Here is an 18,679-nt window from a genome sequence, read left to right on the forward strand (position 1 = left end):
GGCTATGGGAAAAATAATGTTAGAAGTAAATAAATTAAATACAAAATATATAACCAGGCAAAAAGAAGATGTTTTTGCAGTTAATGATGTTTCTTTAAAGATAGAGGAAGGAAAATCTTTAGGTATAGCAGGTGAATCTGGATGCGGTAAATCAACATTAGCGCTCAGTTTAATGGGATATTATTTTTCACCACTTCATTATATAAGCGGTGACATTATTGTAGATGGAAGAAACATATCAAATATGAAGCCAGATGACGTACGAAAGCAGATTTTAGGAAATGAAATTGCATATATTCCGCAGGCAGCTATGAATGCACTAAATCCAACTCAAAAGATAATAGAATTAATTCAGGATGTTGTTCATGCTCATGATCCTAAAAAACCTAAACAAGATGTATATGAGCTTGCTAGGGAGAGATTCGAGTTTTTGGGTTTACCGGCGAGTGTGCTTGAAAAACATGCAGTGGAATTATCAGGAGGAATGAAGCAGCGTACTGTTATTGCAATTTCAACAATACTTTCGCCTAAAGTACTTATTGCAGATGAACCATCATCAGCCTTAGATGTTACTTCGCAAAAAGTAGTTATTAAGATGTTAAGAAACCTCATGGAAGAAGGTCTTATAAAATCTATGATTTTTATTACACATGAACTTCCTCTTCTATATAATGTAACTGATGATATTATGGTTATGTATGCAGGTCAGATTGTAGAAAAGGGGAATGCTAAAGAGATGATATTTGACTCTATGCATCCATATTCCAGAGGTCTTATGGGTTCAATTATTGTTCCAGAAGCAGGGACTAAAAATAACAAATTAACAGTTATCTCGGGTACTCCTCCAAACTTAAAGAATCCACCACAAGGCTGTAGATTTAGAGAACGATGTAAATATGCAAAGCCAGAGTGCGGATTTTATAATATTCCTGAAAAAGAATTCGGTAATGGAAGAATGTATCGTTGCATATATTCATTAGATAAGCTTAAGGAGGTCTACGCAAATGAGTGATGAGAAAGCACTTCCTTGTTTAAGTGGAAAAAAGCTTGTTAAAGTATTTGGAAATAATAAAACTAAAACTGTGGCTGTAGATCATGTGGATTTTGAATTTCATAAAGGTGAAGTTATATCTATTGTAGGGGAAAGTGGAAGCGGCAAAACTACATTATCTAAAATGCTATTAGGACTATCTAGTGTGACAGAAGGAGAAATTTATTTTGATGGAAAGCTAAGAGATATATCATCAAGTAAAAAAAGGAGGGAATACTGGAAAGGCATACAAGCTGTATTTCAAGATCCATTTGCATCTTATAATATATTTTATAAGATTGATTCTGTACTTTTAGATTGTATAAACATGAGAGGAAAAAAGCATCTTTCAAAGGAAGAAAAGAATGAACTTATGACAGAAGCATGTAGCTTTGTGAATTTAAAGTTTGAAGAGCTTACGAATAAGTATCCATTTGAATTATCAGGTGGACAAATGCAGAGACTTATGATTGCTAGGGTTTTTCTTTTAAAACCACAAATCTTAATTGCAGATGAACCAACCTCTATGGTAGATGCCTGTTCAAGAGCAACTATACTTGATATGTTATTAAAATTGCGTAACGAAAATAATATGACAATTATATTTATTACCCATGATATTGGGCTTGCATATTATATATCTGATGTTGTGTATATAATGGAACATGGAAAATTTGTAGAACATGGTGCCACCGATGAAGTTATATTACATCCTAAAGAGGCCTACACAAAAAGACTCTTAAGTGATGTGCCTAGGATTTCGAAGAAGTGGGAATTTTAATTATGCTATTTTGTCTGACCCAAATTAATGAAAAATTTTCTCTGATTCTCCACAGAAAATGCATTATAAATATGGTTAGACAATACAATTTAATTGAATACAAAGATTTACGCCTAAAATTCCGTAGGTACGGAGGAATTTTTTCCTTGAACCACCGTGGGAGCAAAGTAACAATGCTGAAGGAACAGTTTAAAAAAGTTATAATAAATCTTGGTAGAAAAATCTTAAAATACTTAGATATTTCAATCTGTTTTGTACTATAAGTGTAGATACTTAATCTCATTTGATTAAGTAATCTGCACTTATTTTTATTATAATAAGGAATGGGCTGATGATTCAATTTGTTGGAATTTTACTTCCGTAGCTCAAACTATTACCCATTGCTTATTATGGATATTCGATTAAGCAGGTTGGAACTATAATTAGCTTCCGCGTAACGAACAAAAATGAGTAGTAATAAGTGGATGGACAAAATTTTTAACAAAGGAGTTGTCATTATGATTAGTATTGGTATAGACGTTTCAAAAGGCAAAAGTACAGTTTGTATTAGTAAATTACATCGTGAAATTTTGAATAAACCTTTTGAAGTTAAACACACTTTAGAAGAGCTAAAAAAGTTAGCTGACAAAATTATAAGTTTTGATGAAGAAAGCAAGGTGATTCTGGAAGCAACAGGGCATTATCATATTCCAGTGGTATCTTATCTACAAGAAAGAGGGATTTTTGTTTGCGTTGTTAATCCTATGCTTATGAAAAAGTACGCAAGTATATCTATTAGAAAAGGTAAAACAGATAAGTTAGACTCAAAAACGATCTCAAAATTTGGCTTAGATAATTGGTATGAACTAAGCAATTATAAAATAGAAGAAGATACATATTATGAACTTAAAACTCTTTCAAGACAATATTTTCAGTTTATGTCTTTAAGAATAAAACTTAAAGTGATGCTTTCAAATCTTTTAGACGAAACAATGCCAGGCATTGCAGGACTCCTAGCTTCAAATTCAACTAGCTTTGCAAAAGACAAGTTATCAGACTTTGTTCAAAAATACTGGCATTATGATAATATTATTAAATTAAGCGAAAAAAAATTTACTGAAAGCTATAAGAAATGGGCAAAAAAAGAAGGATACCAATTTAGTGAAAATAAAGCTCATGAAATATATATTCTCGCTAAAAATAGTATCACAACTATGTCATCTAAGATGTCAAGCACAAAAATAATCATCTCAGAAACTATAAAAGGCATCCATTCCACTGGAATATCCTTAAATCTAATATTATCAAGAATGAAGGAACTTGCCAAGCTATTACCCGAATACGATGTTGTTCTAAATATGAATGGTGTAGGAGAAAGATTAGCACCAAGAATTATTGCTGAAGTAGGTGATGTAAGAAAGTATTACAGTGCAAAGGCTCTTGTAGCTTATTCAGGAATAGATGCTCCACCTTATCAATCGGGAAATTTTAATGGAAACAACCGAAAAATATCAAAGCGAGGATCTCGATATCTGAGAAAGACAGGTTATGAGATAATGAAAAGCATAAAATGCAGAGTTCCTACTAAGGATACAGCGGTGTATGACTATATAATAAAGAAAGAATCAGAGGGTAAGGCAAAGAAACAAGCTAAAATTGCAGGACTAAATAAATTTTTGAGAATATATTATGCTAGAGTTTCAGAAGTTTTAAAAAACTAAAAAACATAAAAATAGGGTACTTTAAAAAATCTTCTATAAGAAGGTCTTATTAAAGTTACCCTATTTTCTTAAAAAATTTCTCTAAAATTTTTTAAGAAAAACGCTTGACTTTGCTTAGCAGGTTTGAGCATCTTCTCAGCGAGTTATTGAAATATATTAGGATTTTAAGATTTTTCTACCTTAGATTTATAGAGCTTTTTTAATGTGACGAAGCATTGTTACTTTGCATATGCTTATGGTATAATTAATTGTAAATAAGTATGTTTAATAGGATAACTGTAAAAGCATAAGATAAGTTTTTGCAAAATTCTCACAAATTAGGCATAAGAAATGGAGTGATGAACTTTGTCAAAAAAACATACCGATGTTTATAATTATATTGGAAGACTTTTTTTTATAATGTTAGGAGTGGTTTTAGCATCTATTGGGTTAGAGATATTTTTAATACCTAACAATATAATTGATGGTGGAGTTGTGGGCATATCTATTATGACAAGTTACTTAACCGGTGTACCTCTTGGAGTATTTACTTTTGTATTTAATGTGCCATTCTTTATATTAGGATATAAACAAATAGGAAAGACGTTTACTATACTGTCGCTTTTATCTGTTACAGCTTTATCAGTTGGAGTGTCCCTTTTAAAGCCAGTTGAAAGTTTAACTCATGATATACTTCTTGCGTCTGTTTTTGGAGCAGTTATACTTGGTGTTGGCGTGGGACTTATAATAAGAAATGGTGGATCTCTTGATGGTACGGAGATGGTTGCTATAATTCTTGATAAAAGAATAAGTTTCTCTATAGGAGAAATTGTTATGTTCTTTAATGTTTTTATATTAAGCAGTGCTGGATTTGTTTACGGCTGGGACAGGGCAATGTATTCACTTATAACTTATTTTATTGAATTTAAGGTTATAGATATTATTGTTGAAGGTGTAGATGAATCAAAGTCAGTTATGATAATTTCTGATAAACATAAAGATATACTTTCTGCCATACATGATAGACTTGGGAGAGGAGTAACTATTCTTGATGGTAAAGGCGGATATAAGGGGATTTCAACCAATGTTTTATATACAGTTGTATCTAGACTCGAAGTTTCTAAATTAAAAAGAATTGTTCATGATTTTGATGAGAATGCACTTGTGACCATAGGAAGTGTTGAGGTGTCTGGAAAGAAGTACAAGAAAAAAGCAATACACTAGCGAAGGAACAATGCTTCGTCGCGTTAAAAAAAGCCTATAAATCTTGGTGGCTATTTTAAAATAGTGCTTGCTTTGAGTTCAAGAAGGATAATGGGCAAAGCCCAAACCCCGCGTATGTTTATACTCGCTGAAAGGATGCTCAGACAATTGAAATATCTAAGTATTTTATCATTTTTGAACCAAGATTTATTAGGCTTTTTTTAAATCGCTCCTTCAGCATTGTTCTTTCGCTGCCACGGTGGTGCAAGGAAAAAATTCCTCCGTACCTACGGAATTTTGGCTTGAACTTTTATAGTACAATTTATCACTACTTTTATTGAGAAAATCTTGTTAACAGTGTATTTTTCGTAGAGAATTGGAGAAAAATAGTCCTTGCTTTTTGGGCTTAGTGAAGCAATGTTGATTGGGGATAGTTTAAATAAAGCTTTATAAATCTTAGATGACAAATCGTAAAAGTCTTAGAACTTTCAATCTGTTTGAGCCAAAGGCGAGTTATTGAAAGTTCTTAGAATTTTAGGATTTATCATCTTAGATTTATTAGCTTTATTTAATATCCCAAATCAATATTACTTCACGCTATTCTTCTAATTCCTTATATTTTAAATAATCAAAATCTGCATATTTTCTTTGACCAGATAAATCTTGGCAGCAGATACCAATAAATGCACCGGTAAATCTATATTCATCAATTTTTGTATAATAATCATCTGACAGAACTGTGGCATCCAAAATTGGACCTATGTTTTTAAAATTCTTTCCGTCTAAGGAGTAAGAAAATTGAGCTTCTTCTGCGCTGCAAGTAAGCTTTAGATAAATTTGTGTTGCTTTATCTATAGATACTCCACGTCCAATTGGGCAAGAGACCTTTCCTAAAACTGACGAAAGCAGATTTAAAGTTTTTCCTGTTTCTTCATCATAAGAGATATACAAATAGTAGTAGCTTACATTATCATAATAATAGATTAATCCAGCCATTTGCTGAAAAGAATTTGGATTAAATTCTATTAATGTATCTGCGGTAAAATGAAAATGTTGCTGCCTGTGAGCAAGTAAGCTTTGATGATGGCAAGAGGACATAGATTCACCACCGTATAAGCGAAAATATCCTGGCCTTTCTGTTAATGATGCAGATGAACCTAGTGGTACTCTTAGGGACTGGAGGTGAATACTCCATTTGTCTTTATTAAAGTCTTCTACAAAATCTATAAGTTCTCCTCCATCATGAGAAGCAGATGGTATATTCACTTTTTCTTGTGGTGTATTATCTGTGTGCTTCATTCTAAGCCATCCATCACGCCATTCAACTGCCTGTATACAGGTTTCTCTGCCAAGAATGCACATCTTTTCTTTGTTAACTGGACGTCCGCAAAGATGAACCATATACCAATCTCCCTCAGGAGTTTCTACAATACTAGCATGTCCTGATTTTTGAATTGGAAGTTTTTCATTATAGCGTGATGTGATAATTGGCGTCTTAGGATCTATTTCATAAGGTCCATCAATGTTTTTGGATCGAGCCATGGATTCTGCATGTTCATAACTAGTTCCACCTTCTGCGACAAGTAAATAATAGTATCCATTATGCTTATATAGATGAGGCCCTTCTGTGCATCCAATATGTGTTCCTTTAAAAACAAGTTTGGCTTCACCAATCAACTTTTGCTCTTTGTCTGAATATTCCTGAAGAACAATTCCACCAAAATCATTGTTCCAGGGACGATAATCCATAAGCATGTTGACTAGCCATTTCCTACCGTCACTGTCATGGAATAGCGATGGATCGAATCCGCTTGAATTTAGATAAATAGGATCAGACCAAGGACCCATTATATCCTTTGCTGTTACTAAATAATTATGGGTATCCTTAAACATTCCAAACACTGTTTTTACGTCAGTGAAAATCAAATAATATGTACCGTCACAATATGAAAGACATGGTGCCCAAACTCCTCCAGAACTTGGATTACCTATCATATTTAATTGCGATAAACGGTCTAATGGATGACATATTAATTCCCAATGGACAAGATCTTTAGAATGATGAATTTGAACCCCGGGAAACCACTCAAATGTAGATGTTGCAATGTAATAATCTTCTCCAACCCTAAGAATAGAAGGGTCTGGATTAAATCCCCTTAAAATTGGATTAATTGCATATGCCATAATAAATAAAATCCTCCTTGTTTTCTCATGTATATGTTTTCATTGGCTATAATATAATTTTACTTTAAAAACTAAAAAAATGATATATATATAAAAAGAAACATGCTATTTTATTTTTATTAGCATGTTTCTTTTGAAATTTTATTTATATAAATATGGTTAAAGGGGTTGCGAAACTAGGAGTATCAATAAATGCATCTTACTCAAGGCCTAATTTTTTTCTTCTATCAATTATGATCTTTTCAAGCTCATCGGCAGCCTTAATGACATCATCTTCAATTATTAATCTTCCGCCAGTTATTCCTTCAAGGTCTTCAGTTAGAAGTTTTGAAACAACAGGACTTCCATCTATAAATGGGGATATTGCAAGATGAAGAGGTAATCCAAGTGAAAGACCGAAAGCTCCATCTGCAAGTGCTTGCTCTTCAAGCCATTGTGGTGCTGAGAGTACAAGAGGAAGCTGTGGTATATCTATACCAAGATACTCAGCAAGTTCAGTTGCTACTATTTCAAGTCGTCCAATTGCAAGACAAGGTCCAAAGTTAAGTACAGGAGGAATTCCGAGGGATTTACATACTTCTTTCAAACTGTCACCAGCAAGTTCAGCAGCAGAAGGGGACATTAAACCTACATTTTCAAGACCGCCGCTTGAACATCCAGCAGATAATACTACTATATTCCTTTTTATAAGTTCTTTTGTAAGTTCTACTGTAAATACATCATGTCCTTTTGCAGTTAGATTTGAGCAGCCAACAACACCAGCTACACCTTTAATTTTGCCGGAAGCAATTAAATCAACGAGAGGTTTCCAAGTTCCACCAAGAAAATCTTTTAGGGATTTTTCACTAACTCCGGTTACAACATCGTCATATCCATGATCTTTTGGTATGTTGATGGTTACATCTTTTCTTCTTTTTGTGTAATTTTTTAATGCCTCATCAATTACTGTATTTGATATATTTTCACGCTCTTCAAAAGAATAATTTATAAAATCTGCATTTGCTTTTTTAGCTACATCATCAATGCATATCATTTTAACTTCAAATTCATCTGCAATTGGTTCTATTCCAGGAAGAGTACAGTTAAATTCAGATAAAATAAGGTCTATTCCTCCAGTTGCAATTAATGCTTCACTTGTAAAGTTATTTCCAGCATGACCTGAGAAAACCTCTTTGTAGTGTTCTCCTCTAAGCTGTAAATCTTGGCCAACGCAAGTGCAGCCAACTATTTTGAAGCCTTTTGCTCCTGCTTTTTTTGCCATTTCAGTTACATCCTTATCTATAAGACGCTCTTGAAGGTGAGATATCATTGAATGTTGATGTCCTGTTATCATGATATTTATATAATCTGGATCTACAACCTTGAAACCAACCTTTGCTTGACGTATAACAGGTTCGCCTAAGATAACGTCATTTAATAAATTAGTTAAGGTAAGTCCATATAATCCTGTTGAGATTCCAAGTTTTAAGCAGTTTACAGTCATATCCACAGGGTCACTATTTAAGTTTGTTGAAGTTTTTACTATAGCGTCAAATACTTCGGATTTTGCTCCACCAGGAAGTATATTAAGCTCGGTCCATTTTTTAAATCTTGGAGCATAAGCCATTTTTTCTATAAGCTCTGTTTTTTCAAAGGTTGGTTTATAAAGGTCAGCTAAAACCTTATCGGCTATGAGTACAGCTTTTTTGTGGGGATCTTCTTCTTTAATTTTAAATATGTCTGCTAATTTATTTAGGGTGTACATTCCTTTAATTTCTTTTTTGTTTTCTCCAATTGCCTTTAAGTTCCTTGCAGTGGTTTCAACAACATGAACATAGCAGCCTGTTCCAGCAGCAACAGCTCTTAAAAAGTTTCTTGCAACTATTGTGTTAGCGTCTGCACCGCAGATACCTTTTGGAGATTTGGGGGTAATCCTACAAGGTCCATTAGCGCATAATTTACAGCATACACCTTCCTTACCAAACTTACATTTAGCTTTTTGACTTTCAACTCTATGTTCAGAGGTTTCTACATTTAAACTACATATAAAATTATGAAGATTTGAATCTGCATCAGCACAGACATTATAGTTTTCACATTGACTCATTATTGTTATTCCTCCTCAAAATAATACCTTTTTGGTATAGTTTTTGCTTTATATAAAACCAAGCTTAGTGGGTGCTTGGTTAAAGATAAATTTTATGAAACTTAAAATTCATCCTAATGGGCGATTTTGCCAGATTTTAAGTCTTCGAAGTTTACTTTTTTAAGGTTTTCTATTAAAGATATTTGAATAGAAGATAAAGCATTATGTATTTCACATTTACCAGCTCTTTTGGCACTACAATATAAAGGGTCAGCAAGACATCTATTTACTAGAATAGGACCATCTATAGCTTCAATCACATCTTTAAGTGTAATGTCCTTTGGTAATTTATTTAATGAATAACCACCTTTAACGCCTCTATAGGATTTAACTATTCCACTTTTAATAAGTTTTCGCAGTAGCTTTAATAAAAAACGCAGTGGAAGATGTTCATGCTCTGCAATAGTAGCAGCATCAACTCTTTCATTAACTCCAATTCTGGAAAGGTGAAGTACAACTCTGAGACTATAATCTGCTTCTTGTGTTATTCTCATGGTTCTCTCCTTTAAAGTATACTTTAATGGTATAGATTTAATATATAACTTTTACAATAATTTGTCAACTAAAAAATTGTGAAGCAATATTGCTTCACAATTTTTATAAACTGCGTAAATTTAATAAATATAGTATAATATATATAAACTGCAAGGAAGATTGAAATTACTAATAATAACTTTATCATTGTGAATTGAGTTGGATTTTAGTTTGCATTTAAATTATTAACAAGGAGATATTTTATGATATTTTTTGGACATTTAGGACCTACTGTAGCGGCTGTTAGAATAGGTGAAAAAATTTTAAGTAAGGGAAATAAAAAAGAACTAAATATAGATTATAGGTTTGTGCTTGTCGGAGCAGTATTACCGGATATTATAGATAAACCTATAGGTATGTTTCTTCTGAGAAATGTTTTTCATAATAGTAGATTGTTTGCTCACTCACTTATATTCGCTATACTATTAATAAGTATTGGGTTTTACAGAAATTATAAGTACAAGAAGAATGGAATTTTGTTATTGGGAATAGGAAGCTTAGCACATCAAGTATTGGATAGTATGTGGGAGTTTCCAAAGATAGCTTTGTGGCCATTTTTAGGGATAAAGTTTCCACCAAGAGCAGAAGGTAGCTGGGTCTCTGATGATTTTACTAGATTAATTTCAGATCCTATATGTTATGGTCCTGAGTTAATAGGATTTATCATCATATTATATTTTTTTGTGAAGCTTATTAGAAATAAAGGCATTAAGGAATTCTTAAAGACGGGGAGAATTCAGTGAAGTAACAATACTTTGGCACGTTAAAAAAATTCTATAAATCTAAGGTCCAAAAATCATAAAATACTAAGATATTTCAATAACTCGCTGAAGAAATGCTCAGACAGATTGAAATATCTAAGTATTTTACAATTTTCAACCAAGATTTATTAGAATTTTTTTAAATCGTTCCTGCAGCATTGTTACTTCACTCCCACGGTAGTGCAAGGAAAAAATTCCTCCGTACCTATGGAATTTTACGTGAGAATCGTTTGCAGAGGAACTTACTTGAAAATTGAATGTTTATATCGATAAACTGGAATTTGAAAAGCAGAGTACAAAGTACAATGAAGGATGATTTTTCTCCGCTACGCTTTGAAAGATCTTAAACTTAATGCGCGCAAAGCGCTTAAACATAGCGTTCAGCGAAGGTGACACTATCAAGTTCTAAGATTTACCTGAGCAAAGCGAAAGGTAAATCATCCTTAATTGTGCATTGTGAACTGAGTTGTCAGTATGAATTTGATATTAGCCTTTTCTATCTTACAGGTTATTTATAGCAAAGTTTAAAGGAGAAATTATGGAAAATAAATTTCTTGATTTAGCAATTAAAGAAGCAGAAATTGCAGCTTCGGAGGGTGAAGTACCAGTTGGGGCTGTGATTGTAAAAGATAATGCGGTTATAGCAGCGGCTCACAATATGAAGGAGAGCTTAACAGATGTAACAGCTCATGCAGAAGTTCTTGCAATAAAAAAGGCTAGTAAAAGACTTAATAATTGGAGACTTAAAGGCTGTGAAATGTATGTGACGCTTGAGCCATGTGCTATGTGTGCAGCGGCTATTTCCCAGAGTAGAATTAGTAAAATATATATAGGAACCTTTGATCCTGAAGCTGGTGCTTGTGGTTCTGTAATTAATTTAGTTCAAAATGATAGTTTAGGCTACAATGTAAATGTGAAATGGTTGTATTCAAAGGAATGCAGTGATTTATTAAGTGATTTTTTTAAGTGCAGAAGGATTAAAAATACGATGGGGGATAAAAAATTGGAAGTAAGATGGTTTAAAGGGAGCAAGAATTTAAAAGATGGATTGGAACTTAGAAAAAAAGTTTTTGTAGGAGAACAAGATGTTCCAGAGGATATGGAAATTGACGAATTTGATAAAGACTGTGATCATATTGTTATCTATAGGGATAAGGCTGTAGTTGCAGTTGGAAGAATAATATTTGATAATAGCAAGTGCTTTTTTGGCAGAATTGCTGTGGCAAAAGAATATAGAGGCACTGGACTTGGGAAGATTTTAGTTACAGAAATGCTTAAAAAGGCGGTTGAAGATGGAGTAAGGGAAGTCTTTATACATGCACAGGCATATGCACAAAAGTTCTATGAGAAGTTAGGGTTTGAGGCATATGGAGAAAAGTTTGATGAGGCAGGTATAGAACATGTGTCTATGTCCATACGTATTTGATTTTTTAATATCAATTTAGTATAATAATTTAGTATGAAAAGTGGAGAAGTATCGAAGTGGTCGTAACGAGCCGCACTCGAAATGCGGTTGTCCTTTTGGGCACGTGGGTTCAAATCCCACCTTCTCCGCCATATATAAAGGCATTTAAAGGTCATTTGACATCCTTTTTGACATCCGGTTTTTTTACAATACTATCAAGTATATCAGCTGTTTTGGTTTTCATATTTCCTAGTATATGCTGATATTTTTTTGTCATATTTATATCCGAGTGCCCAAGACGTGCAGCAGCTTCCTTGTCTGATATACCATGACTTAACATCATAGTTGCATTGAAATGTCTTAAATCATGAAAACGTGTATGGGGCAGTCCTGCTTTTTTTAGCATCCGACGAAATCTATTACCATAATTACCAGCGTTTTCAGCAGAACCATTCTCTTTAGGATAGACATATCCTACACTTTTATACAAAGATAACCTTTCTATTACATACGAGGGCGCTACTATTTCTCTATAGGATGTTCTAGTCTTTGTACTTTTTTCTATTACTGCACTATTTACATTTACATTAGCTCTCCTAATATTTATTACATGTGTGTCAAAATCAATATCATTCCATGTTAATCCCATGATTTCAGAAACTCTTAAGCCACACAGAGCCGCCAACAGTATAGGAATCTCTTCTTTACTCCCTGTAACAAATTCGAGCAATTTATTAAATTCAGTTTCATTGTAAATATAATATTGATATTTAGTTGTGTCCTGAGGAATTTTAATCCCATCACATGGATTGACTTTAAGCGACTTATTTAAAATTGCATATTTAAAAACACCATGTATAACTCCGACAAAGTTCTCACACGATTTTTCAGAATGTGATTTTGAATAATCGTTAATAACTTTTTGAATATGTATTGGCAATATTTTAATCATCATTGCCTCACCAATATATTTATTTATATAAGATATATATTTTTTATAGCCATTTATGGTGGTAGGAGATAGGTTTATACAATAAGTATCTAACCAAATTTGAGCAAATTCTTTAAATGTTGATTTATCTGGGTTTAAAACGCCATTGTTTTCTATTTCTTCTATTAAAGCATTTACTTTTCTTCTACATTCGGCTCTAGTAGAAGCGTATACATATTTTCTGGTTCTCTTTTTAGTTAAAGTTGGAATATCTACAACACCTTGCCACCGACCATCTTTTCGTTTAGTAACAGAACCTTCCATAAAGCATCACTCCTTTTCTTTTTCATACAGATATGTCATATATTTAATTGCATCCTTTTTGGATTCATCAGACAAATTAGAAAAAAGCCTTATTATATTTTCTTTATCAGGGTTAATATCTTCACCGCATAGATACTCAATGGTAACACCAAAATATTCGGCAATGTTATGCACAACCATTAAATCCGGATCACGTTTTCCAGTTTCATATCTAGAAATAGTCGCATTACTAGTCCCAACTATTTCGCCTAATGCTCGTGTGCTTAATCCATGCTCTTCTCTTAATTTTCTTAACCTCTGCGCAAAAATTTCTAAACTTACCTGTTTCATATTTGATTACCCTCCTCGAATTGCTACGTGTAAATTATATTATAAGCGTTACCAAAATGCAATACAATTATTCAAAAAAACTATAAAAATCTTTCGGAAATGTGTTGACTTCATGCAAAATTGGTTTTATACTGATACCATAAGGTAACAAAAGGAGGTCAAAAAAGATGAAAAACGATTTGAGTCATGCAAATAAAAACATAAAGTTATTACTTAAATATAAGAACTGGACTCAAGCAACTTTATGTAAGAAAACAGGTATAACAGACATAACTATGCAACGAAGGCTTAACAGTAGAGTACCTAAATGGTCAATGTTGGAGGCAGTGAGTATCGCGAACGCTTTTGGATTATCAGTCAATGATATTTTTTTTACCCGTATGATACCAAAATGTAACACTACTCCTAATGCTAAAAGTGAAGAGGCATGTTAACAATGAAAGTCTCTTCAATAATATTTAGGAAGACGACTTTCGCGAATGCATAAATAAATCAAAGGAGAGTGTATAAAATGCTTAAATTAAAGCACATATTTTCAATAATTAAAGGTGACAGCGTTGTCGTATACAGCAAGGACTTAACAACTAAGAGGTATTACAGATGCACAAATATTTTAGTAGGGAAGGACATTACAGAAGAGATCCAAGAAATATCAAAACTCGAATTTAGACAAAAACTTGCAGAGCAGATTTATAAAAAATCTAAAGAGCTGCCTAGTATGGGAATGGCTACAGCTTACATTATAGATTTTCAACCAAATAATGAAATCAACTTTGAAATAGAAAAGCAAGAAAAAGATACCCCACATGAGAAGCTTATAAAGGACGCTCAAAAGTCACTTGGATATTCTTACGAAGATGCTGAATTTTACGCTAGAAAGCTTGAAGAAATTGCTTTAAATGAATATAAAAAGTGTTTCAAAGGAGGCAACTCTAAATGAAGAATATTAGTACTATGCGAGGCATAAAGGAAGGACGTAAATACATCCTAGAAAACTATGGCTTTGATATAAAGTGGATAATTAAAAGACTTGCTTCATGTTGTCCTGTATTTGTTCTTAGTATTGTAAAACTTGGAACTCTAAATTTATACAAGGTTCAGTTTAAAGACAAAATCAATTGTTATGAAATGCTGTACTGCACAGAAGACGACAAGATAGTTTATTTAGTTGAATTTTAAAGGAGGCGTTTTAATGAATAATCAATTACCAGTAGCGGAAAAAATTAAGGGATTTAACAAATTACCCTTAGAAGCTCAAAAGATTTTTACAGGATTTCTTAAGAACTTTTATGCAGCATTTGAATTTCCTGCGGATCATGAAATTGTTAAGGTTGCTATCGCAAAGGAAGGCCGAGGAAAGCATATGTCAAAGTTCATAAAAGCTACTTGTGAAAATGATGAATGGTTTCATGTGTCATCAGTGCATAGTTGGTATTAATCAAGAGGTGAAAAACTATGGAAGGAGAGAAAATCGAGTATGACTGCCACGGATTAATGAAATATAATCCAAACTTTCATGATAGGCAAAACAAACCATGGAGTTCTGACGAAATTGATTATCTATTACATTGGTATAACAAAATTGATGGCGAGGAAATGAGCCTAGCACTTGGCAGAACTGTCAATGTTGTCAGGCAAAAGGTAAATATGCTTAGAAAACAAGGAGTTATGCCAAAAGCTACATGTCACATTCGAAAGAAGGTGAATAAGCAATGAGTGAACTTGTTAAGGCTTTAAGCCAGCGTATAGATGAATTACAAAATGAAAATCATGATTTAAAGAATAGGAATGAAGCATTAAAAGCAGAAAATGACAGCCTTAATGAAAAGATTTTGGATTTGGAGGCTTGCAGATGATAGCAGTTGTTAGCATAAAAAGAGCTAATGAAATAATCGATAAATGTGAGCCTGTGGGACTGTTTTTAGTAATTGAAGATGATATGTTTGTTGGAATTGATAACTCTACAGGCGAGGCATGGACAGAAGAATTTACAGACTTGAATAAATGTCTTAGATGGCTACATGGTGGAAATTTAGATGAAACGGAGGAGATAAAATTTGAAGAACAAAGCGTTTGAAACAATTATTGATCTTATAAACAATCAACTTTCAGTTCTAGGTCAAAATGGTTATAAAATTTTTGATGCAGAAAACCCAGAATTTTTTATACAAAGGGTTAGATATGACAGCGAGGACGACACAATCAAATTTGATACTGAGGAACAGTAAGGAGGAAAAATCATGATAAGAAAGGAGCTTGAAAGCAAAGGCATCAAAATGACTGATGATGAATTTTCGGAGGTCATGGAGGAAACTACTAGTGATATCAAGGGAAATAGACTTAAGTTAGGTGTAAAAAGCAATAAAGACTACTTGGTTAGAACTGCAATTATTTATTATCAAATTTTAAAAAGAATGGAGATGTAATGTATGTGGTTTAGAAGTCAAGACAAAAAAAGTTTAGTTGAAAGTAAAAGACTTGGTATTGAAGAGGACATAAAGAACAATAAGTTTGCAATTATAAATTATATTTCTTGGAATGGAACTGCAGAGGACGCTGATGTTTTAGGAAAATACGACACAGAAGAAAGAGCTCTAAGAGTATTAGACACAATACAACAAAAGTTAATTGATGGAGCTTCAAAAGATGTAATCGCAAATGGCACAAGATATTCAAAGCAATTTGTGTTTCAAATGCCGCAGAAATAAAAAAGAGCTCTTAGGAAAAGAGCCAAAAATAAAAATTCGATATTTCCATTCTAATACAGAATGGAGCAAAAATCAAATGGAGGTAAAAATAAATGAAAACTTTAGAAATAAAAGCAAACAATTGTTTTTTATACAAAACTGATTACGGTGTATCTATAAATGGAGAAGGGATAGAGAGATTAGTAAAAAAGAATTTGCCGGAAGAACTGAAGGATTATAAGGATTATCCAGTAAAGGTCAATATTCAGATAGAAATCATGGAGGATGAAAAATTAACTGTCAGCACAGGAGGCTATGAGATTAGAAAAGAGGAAAGTGAGGAAAATGCTAATGAGTGAAGCAAAGGAGACTAAGACAATGAACATTCACCAAAAGTTGCAAAGATGCAGGGTAGAGCTCCAAAAGGCAGACTTAAAAAAGACAGGAGAAAATAAGTTTTCTCACTACACCTATTTTGAATTAAGTGACTTCTTACCCAAAATCAATGAACTAATGGACAAGTATGGTCTTGTAGCATTGTTTGCCTTTACATTGGAGGAAGCCAAACTGACCATAATAAATACTGAAAACACAGAGGAAGAAATATATTTTTCAACTCCTATAGCATTAGCAGAGCTTAAGGGTTGCCACCCAATACAGAATATAGGTGCAACTCAAACTTATGCAAGACGTTACTTATATGTGATGGCTTTTGAGATAGCTGAGAGCGACGCACTTGACGGAACAGAACCAGACGAAGAGGCAATGCTTAAGCATAAAAAAATAGATATAGCTAAAGTCGCAACTATAAAGGAAATGATTAAGAAAACAGATTCGGATGAAAAGTTGTTCTTGGATTTTTATAAAATCAAGAAAGTTGAGGATATAACAAACGGTAATTTTACAGCTATTTTAAAAACCTTGAACAATAAGTTAGAAAAAATGGAAAAAGAAAATAATACCCCGGACTTAGGGATTTAGGAGGCTAATTATGCGTGGCGAATTTGGAATTAAGATAAAGAAAATAGCCATTTCAAAACCACATTATAACGATAATGGAGAACCATATTGTGAGTTGCAATTGGTAGATGAAAACAATGAATTTTTATGGATATGTGGAGACAATAACATACCTAAACTTATGAGAGAAGCTTTAAAAGAATACTACAAAAATAAAAAGAAGGGTGATAAATAATGTTAGATTTTGAAATAAAACAGGAGACTTTACCTGTAATTAAAATAAACTTTGATGAAATGAAAGCAGCTCTTTCGGAGAAGATGGAGCAGTACAAAGGAATAATTGTTACCGAGGAAGGTTTGAGCACTTGTAAAGCAGACCAAAAGCAGTTGGCAGGGCTTAGAAATAAGATAGATACCTTCAGGAAAGATAAGAAAAAGGAAATGTCAGAGCCCATAACACAGTTTGAGAGCCAATGCAAAGAATTGATCTCTTTAGTAGAAAAGGCAGAGCAGCCGATTAAAAACGGAATTAAGATCTTTGATGATAAGAAGAGAGAAGAGAAAAGGCAAAAGGCTTTGGAACTTATACAGGAGAGCGTACAAGCTCATGAGCTTAATGAAAAGTATGCGAGTAAGTTAACTGTACTTGATAAATATATGAACCTCTCAGCGAGTGTAAAGAGCATAAAGGAGGATATAGAACAAAGAGTTTACGCTTTGGTTCAAGAACAAGCCAAAGAGGAGGAAATTATCCAAATAGTTAAGACAACAATAGAAAATGTTAATAAGGAAATAAATACACCAATTAAATACGAAGATTTCAAGAATCTTGTTGAAAGAGGTTATTCAGTTCCGGAGGTAATAAACAGAATCAACCAAATGGCTGAAAAAATTAAACTTGCGGAAAATCCACCAAAAGAAGCACCACAACCAACAGCAGTGCCAGAACCAGTTGAAGTTCCAACAGCTCAATATTATACGAAGCCACTCCAGGAACCTATAAAAGTAGATGAACCTTTGTATTTTGTAAGTTTTAAAATTACTGGAAATGTGCATCAAACGGCAGCTATTGGACAATTCTTAAGAGATAACAAAATTAAATATGAAGTTTTGAACAAAGGAGCTGTTAAGTAATGAAGGATATTAAAGAAGTTAAAAAGACAGTTATAGAACTACTTAATAGTACTGGAAGAAAAGGTATTGATAAAGTAATAAAGTACATGGAGGAAAGCGACTTCTTTGTCGCTCCTGCTAGTACAAAATATCACGGTAATTATGACGGTGGGCTAGCAGAACACAGTCTGAATGTATATAGTTTATTTTCAGAGAAAAACAAGAGATTTAATTTAGGTTTATCTGAAGAAACTGTAATTATAGCAGCATTACTACATGACTTCTGTAAAATAAATTTTTACAACAAGCAACAATGTTGGCGAAAGAATGATGCTAATAGGTGGGAGAGCTATGACGGTTATAAAGTTCAAGATGATTTCCCAATAGGACACGGAGAAAAGTCAGTTATTATGCTTCAATATCTTATAGGACTAACTAAGCAAGAAATAATAATGATTAGGTGACACATGGGAAATACGGAACCTAAAGAAATGATGATGAATTTAAGCAATGCATATAATTTATTTCCTGCGGCTGCCGCACTTCATACAGCAGACATGGAGGCAAGCTATTTGCTAGAGGAACATATAGAACCTGGACAAGATCCAAACCAAATGAAGATAACGAGGTGA

At 33.1% G+C, this 18,679-nt stretch carries 26 protein-coding genes, 1 tRNA gene and 2 pseudogenes; 24 read left to right on the top strand and 5 right to left on the bottom strand.

From position 1 onward, the window contains the following. Positions 1-4 precede the first annotated feature (4 nt). From ACJDT4_RS13095 to ACJDT4_RS13110, 4 genes are all read left to right on the top strand, one after another. Positions 5-1,012, top strand: a complete 1,008-nt coding sequence (locus ACJDT4_RS13095; protein ID WP_406788023.1) for an ABC transporter ATP-binding protein — start codon at positions 5-7, stop codon at positions 1,010-1,012. Further along, entirely contained in the window at positions 1,005-1,811 is an 807-nt protein-coding gene (locus ACJDT4_RS13100) for an ABC transporter ATP-binding protein (RefSeq protein ID WP_406788024.1), read from the top strand. The genes ACJDT4_RS13095 and ACJDT4_RS13100 overlap by 8 nt, the downstream gene beginning before the upstream one ends. Positions 1,812-2,308: 497 nt before the next feature. Then, positions 2,309-3,511 (top strand): IS110 family RNA-guided transposase, encoded by a 1,203-nt coding sequence (locus ACJDT4_RS13105; RefSeq protein WP_406788025.1) that lies wholly within the window; start codon positions 2,309-2,311, stop codon positions 3,509-3,511. 399 nt (positions 3,512-3,910) lie between these two features. Then, positions 3,911-4,714 (top strand): YitT family protein, encoded by an 804-nt coding sequence (locus ACJDT4_RS13110; RefSeq protein ID WP_406788130.1) that lies wholly within the window; start codon positions 3,911-3,913, stop codon positions 4,712-4,714. 576 nt (positions 4,715-5,290) lie between these two features. On the opposite strand, the gene ACJDT4_RS13115 is transcribed toward ACJDT4_RS13110, so the two are convergent. From ACJDT4_RS13115 to ACJDT4_RS13125, 3 genes are all read right to left on the bottom strand, one after another. Continuing rightward, positions 5,291-6,877: a glycoside hydrolase family 43 protein gene (locus tag ACJDT4_RS13115; RefSeq protein WP_406788026.1), complete on the bottom strand. Its 1,587-nt coding sequence runs from the start codon at positions 6,875-6,877 to the stop codon at positions 5,291-5,293. A gap of 199 nt (positions 6,878-7,076) precedes the next feature. Continuing rightward, positions 7,077-8,963: an anaerobic carbon-monoxide dehydrogenase catalytic subunit gene (gene cooS, locus ACJDT4_RS13120; RefSeq protein ID WP_406788027.1), complete on the bottom strand. Its 1,887-nt coding sequence runs from the start codon at positions 8,961-8,963 to the stop codon at positions 7,077-7,079. A gap of 113 nt (positions 8,964-9,076) precedes the next feature. Next, complete coding sequence (locus ACJDT4_RS13125) at positions 9,077-9,496, bottom strand: RrF2 family transcriptional regulator (protein WP_406788028.1); 420 nt, start codon at positions 9,494-9,496, stop codon at positions 9,077-9,079. Positions 9,497-9,739: 243 nt separating this feature from the next. Here ACJDT4_RS13125 and ACJDT4_RS13130 point away from each other — a divergent pair, with 243 nt between their 5' ends. The 4 genes and pseudogenes from ACJDT4_RS13130 (at position 9,740) to ACJDT4_RS13145 (ending at position 11,854) form a co-directional block, all read left to right on the top strand. Next, on the top strand, positions 9,740-10,279 hold the full coding sequence (locus ACJDT4_RS13130) for a metal-dependent hydrolase (protein WP_406788029.1): 540 nt from the start codon (positions 9,740-9,742) through the stop codon (positions 10,277-10,279). Between the two features lie 556 nt (positions 10,280-10,835). Then, positions 10,836-11,273 (top strand): annotated as a pseudogene (locus tag ACJDT4_RS13135) (nucleoside deaminase); the annotation flags it as partial. Between the two features lie 90 nt (positions 11,274-11,363). Next, positions 11,364-11,723: pseudogene (locus ACJDT4_RS13140) on the top strand (GNAT family N-acetyltransferase); the annotation flags it as partial. Positions 11,724-11,765: 42 nt separating this feature from the next. Continuing rightward, a tRNA-Ser gene (locus ACJDT4_RS13145) sits at positions 11,766-11,854 on the top strand. 20 nt (positions 11,855-11,874) lie between these two features. On the opposite strand, the gene ACJDT4_RS13150 is transcribed toward ACJDT4_RS13145, so the two are convergent. Beyond that, complete coding sequence (locus tag ACJDT4_RS13150) at positions 11,875-12,957, bottom strand: tyrosine-type recombinase/integrase (protein ID WP_406788030.1); 1,083 nt, start codon at positions 12,955-12,957, stop codon at positions 11,875-11,877. Positions 12,958-12,963: 6 nt separating this feature from the next. Beyond that, positions 12,964-13,287, bottom strand: a complete 324-nt coding sequence (locus tag ACJDT4_RS13155; RefSeq protein ID WP_406788031.1) for a helix-turn-helix domain-containing protein — start codon at positions 13,285-13,287, stop codon at positions 12,964-12,966. A gap of 167 nt (positions 13,288-13,454) precedes the next feature. Between ACJDT4_RS13155 and ACJDT4_RS13160 the strand changes: the two genes are divergently transcribed. From ACJDT4_RS13160 to ACJDT4_RS13235, 16 genes are all read left to right on the top strand, one after another. Beyond that, positions 13,455-13,721, top strand: coding sequence for a helix-turn-helix domain-containing protein (locus tag ACJDT4_RS13160; RefSeq protein ID WP_406788032.1), 267 nt, complete (start codon positions 13,455-13,457; stop codon positions 13,719-13,721). Between the two features lie 77 nt (positions 13,722-13,798). Continuing rightward, entirely contained in the window at positions 13,799-14,227 is a 429-nt protein-coding gene (locus ACJDT4_RS13165) for a hypothetical protein (protein WP_406788033.1), read from the top strand. Beyond that, a complete protein-coding gene (locus ACJDT4_RS13170) occupies positions 14,224-14,466 on the top strand; it encodes a hypothetical protein (RefSeq protein ID WP_406788034.1) in 243 nt (80 codons plus the stop codon). Before ACJDT4_RS13165 ends, ACJDT4_RS13170 begins: the two co-directional genes overlap by 4 nt. Positions 14,467-14,479: 13 nt before the next feature. Next, complete coding sequence (locus ACJDT4_RS13175) at positions 14,480-14,725, top strand: hypothetical protein (RefSeq protein WP_406788035.1); 246 nt, start codon at positions 14,480-14,482, stop codon at positions 14,723-14,725. Positions 14,726-14,742: 17 nt separating this feature from the next. Then, entirely contained in the window at positions 14,743-15,003 is a 261-nt protein-coding gene (locus ACJDT4_RS13180; RefSeq protein ID WP_406788036.1) for a hypothetical protein, read from the top strand. Continuing rightward, positions 15,000-15,143 carry a hypothetical protein gene (locus ACJDT4_RS13185; protein ID WP_231015578.1) on the top strand — a complete coding sequence of 48 codons (144 nt, stop codon included), beginning with the start codon at positions 15,000-15,002 and terminating at the stop codon, positions 15,141-15,143. Before ACJDT4_RS13180 ends, ACJDT4_RS13185 begins: the two co-directional genes overlap by 4 nt. Next, entirely contained in the window at positions 15,140-15,364 is a 225-nt protein-coding gene (locus ACJDT4_RS13190; protein ID WP_231015579.1) for a hypothetical protein, read from the top strand. The genes ACJDT4_RS13185 and ACJDT4_RS13190 overlap by 4 nt, the downstream gene beginning before the upstream one ends. Beyond that, complete coding sequence (locus tag ACJDT4_RS13195) at positions 15,345-15,515, top strand: hypothetical protein (RefSeq protein ID WP_231015580.1); 171 nt, start codon at positions 15,345-15,347, stop codon at positions 15,513-15,515. The genes ACJDT4_RS13190 and ACJDT4_RS13195 overlap by 20 nt, the downstream gene beginning before the upstream one ends. 12 nt (positions 15,516-15,527) lie before the next feature. Continuing rightward, positions 15,528-15,713, top strand: a complete 186-nt coding sequence (locus ACJDT4_RS13200; RefSeq protein WP_406788037.1) for a hypothetical protein — start codon at positions 15,528-15,530, stop codon at positions 15,711-15,713. A gap of 3 nt (positions 15,714-15,716) precedes the next feature. Then, the gene (locus ACJDT4_RS13205) at positions 15,717-15,995 is read left to right on the top strand and encodes a hypothetical protein (RefSeq protein WP_406788038.1); all 279 of its coding nucleotides are present in this window, start codon (positions 15,717-15,719) and stop codon (positions 15,993-15,995) included. A 92-nt stretch (positions 15,996-16,087) separates the two neighbouring features. Then, complete coding sequence (locus tag ACJDT4_RS13210; RefSeq protein ID WP_406788039.1) at positions 16,088-16,333, top strand: hypothetical protein; 246 nt, start codon at positions 16,088-16,090, stop codon at positions 16,331-16,333. Then, a complete protein-coding gene (locus ACJDT4_RS13215; RefSeq protein WP_406788040.1) occupies positions 16,326-16,955 on the top strand; it encodes an ERF family protein in 630 nt (209 codons plus the stop codon). The genes ACJDT4_RS13210 and ACJDT4_RS13215 overlap by 8 nt, the downstream gene beginning before the upstream one ends. A 10-nt stretch (positions 16,956-16,965) precedes the next feature. Next, positions 16,966-17,169, top strand: coding sequence for a hypothetical protein (locus ACJDT4_RS13220; protein WP_406788041.1), 204 nt, complete (start codon positions 16,966-16,968; stop codon positions 17,167-17,169). Continuing rightward, positions 17,169-18,068 (top strand): DUF1351 domain-containing protein, encoded by a 900-nt coding sequence (locus tag ACJDT4_RS13225; RefSeq protein ID WP_406788042.1) that lies wholly within the window; start codon positions 17,169-17,171, stop codon positions 18,066-18,068. Before ACJDT4_RS13220 ends, ACJDT4_RS13225 begins: the two co-directional genes overlap by 1 nt. Beyond that, positions 18,068-18,511 carry an HD domain-containing protein gene (locus ACJDT4_RS13230; RefSeq protein ID WP_406788043.1) on the top strand — a complete coding sequence of 148 codons (444 nt, stop codon included), beginning with the start codon at positions 18,068-18,070 and terminating at the stop codon, positions 18,509-18,511. Before ACJDT4_RS13225 ends, ACJDT4_RS13230 begins: the two co-directional genes overlap by 1 nt. A gap of 3 nt (positions 18,512-18,514) precedes the next feature. Continuing rightward, a complete protein-coding gene (locus ACJDT4_RS13235) occupies positions 18,515-18,679 on the top strand; it encodes a hypothetical protein (RefSeq protein ID WP_406788044.1) in 165 nt (54 codons plus the stop codon).

Origin of the sequence: Clostridium neuense (assembly GCF_045310695.1) — a bacterium.
GTDB lineage: Bacteria > Bacillota > Clostridia > Clostridiales > Clostridiaceae > Clostridium_S > Clostridium_S neuense.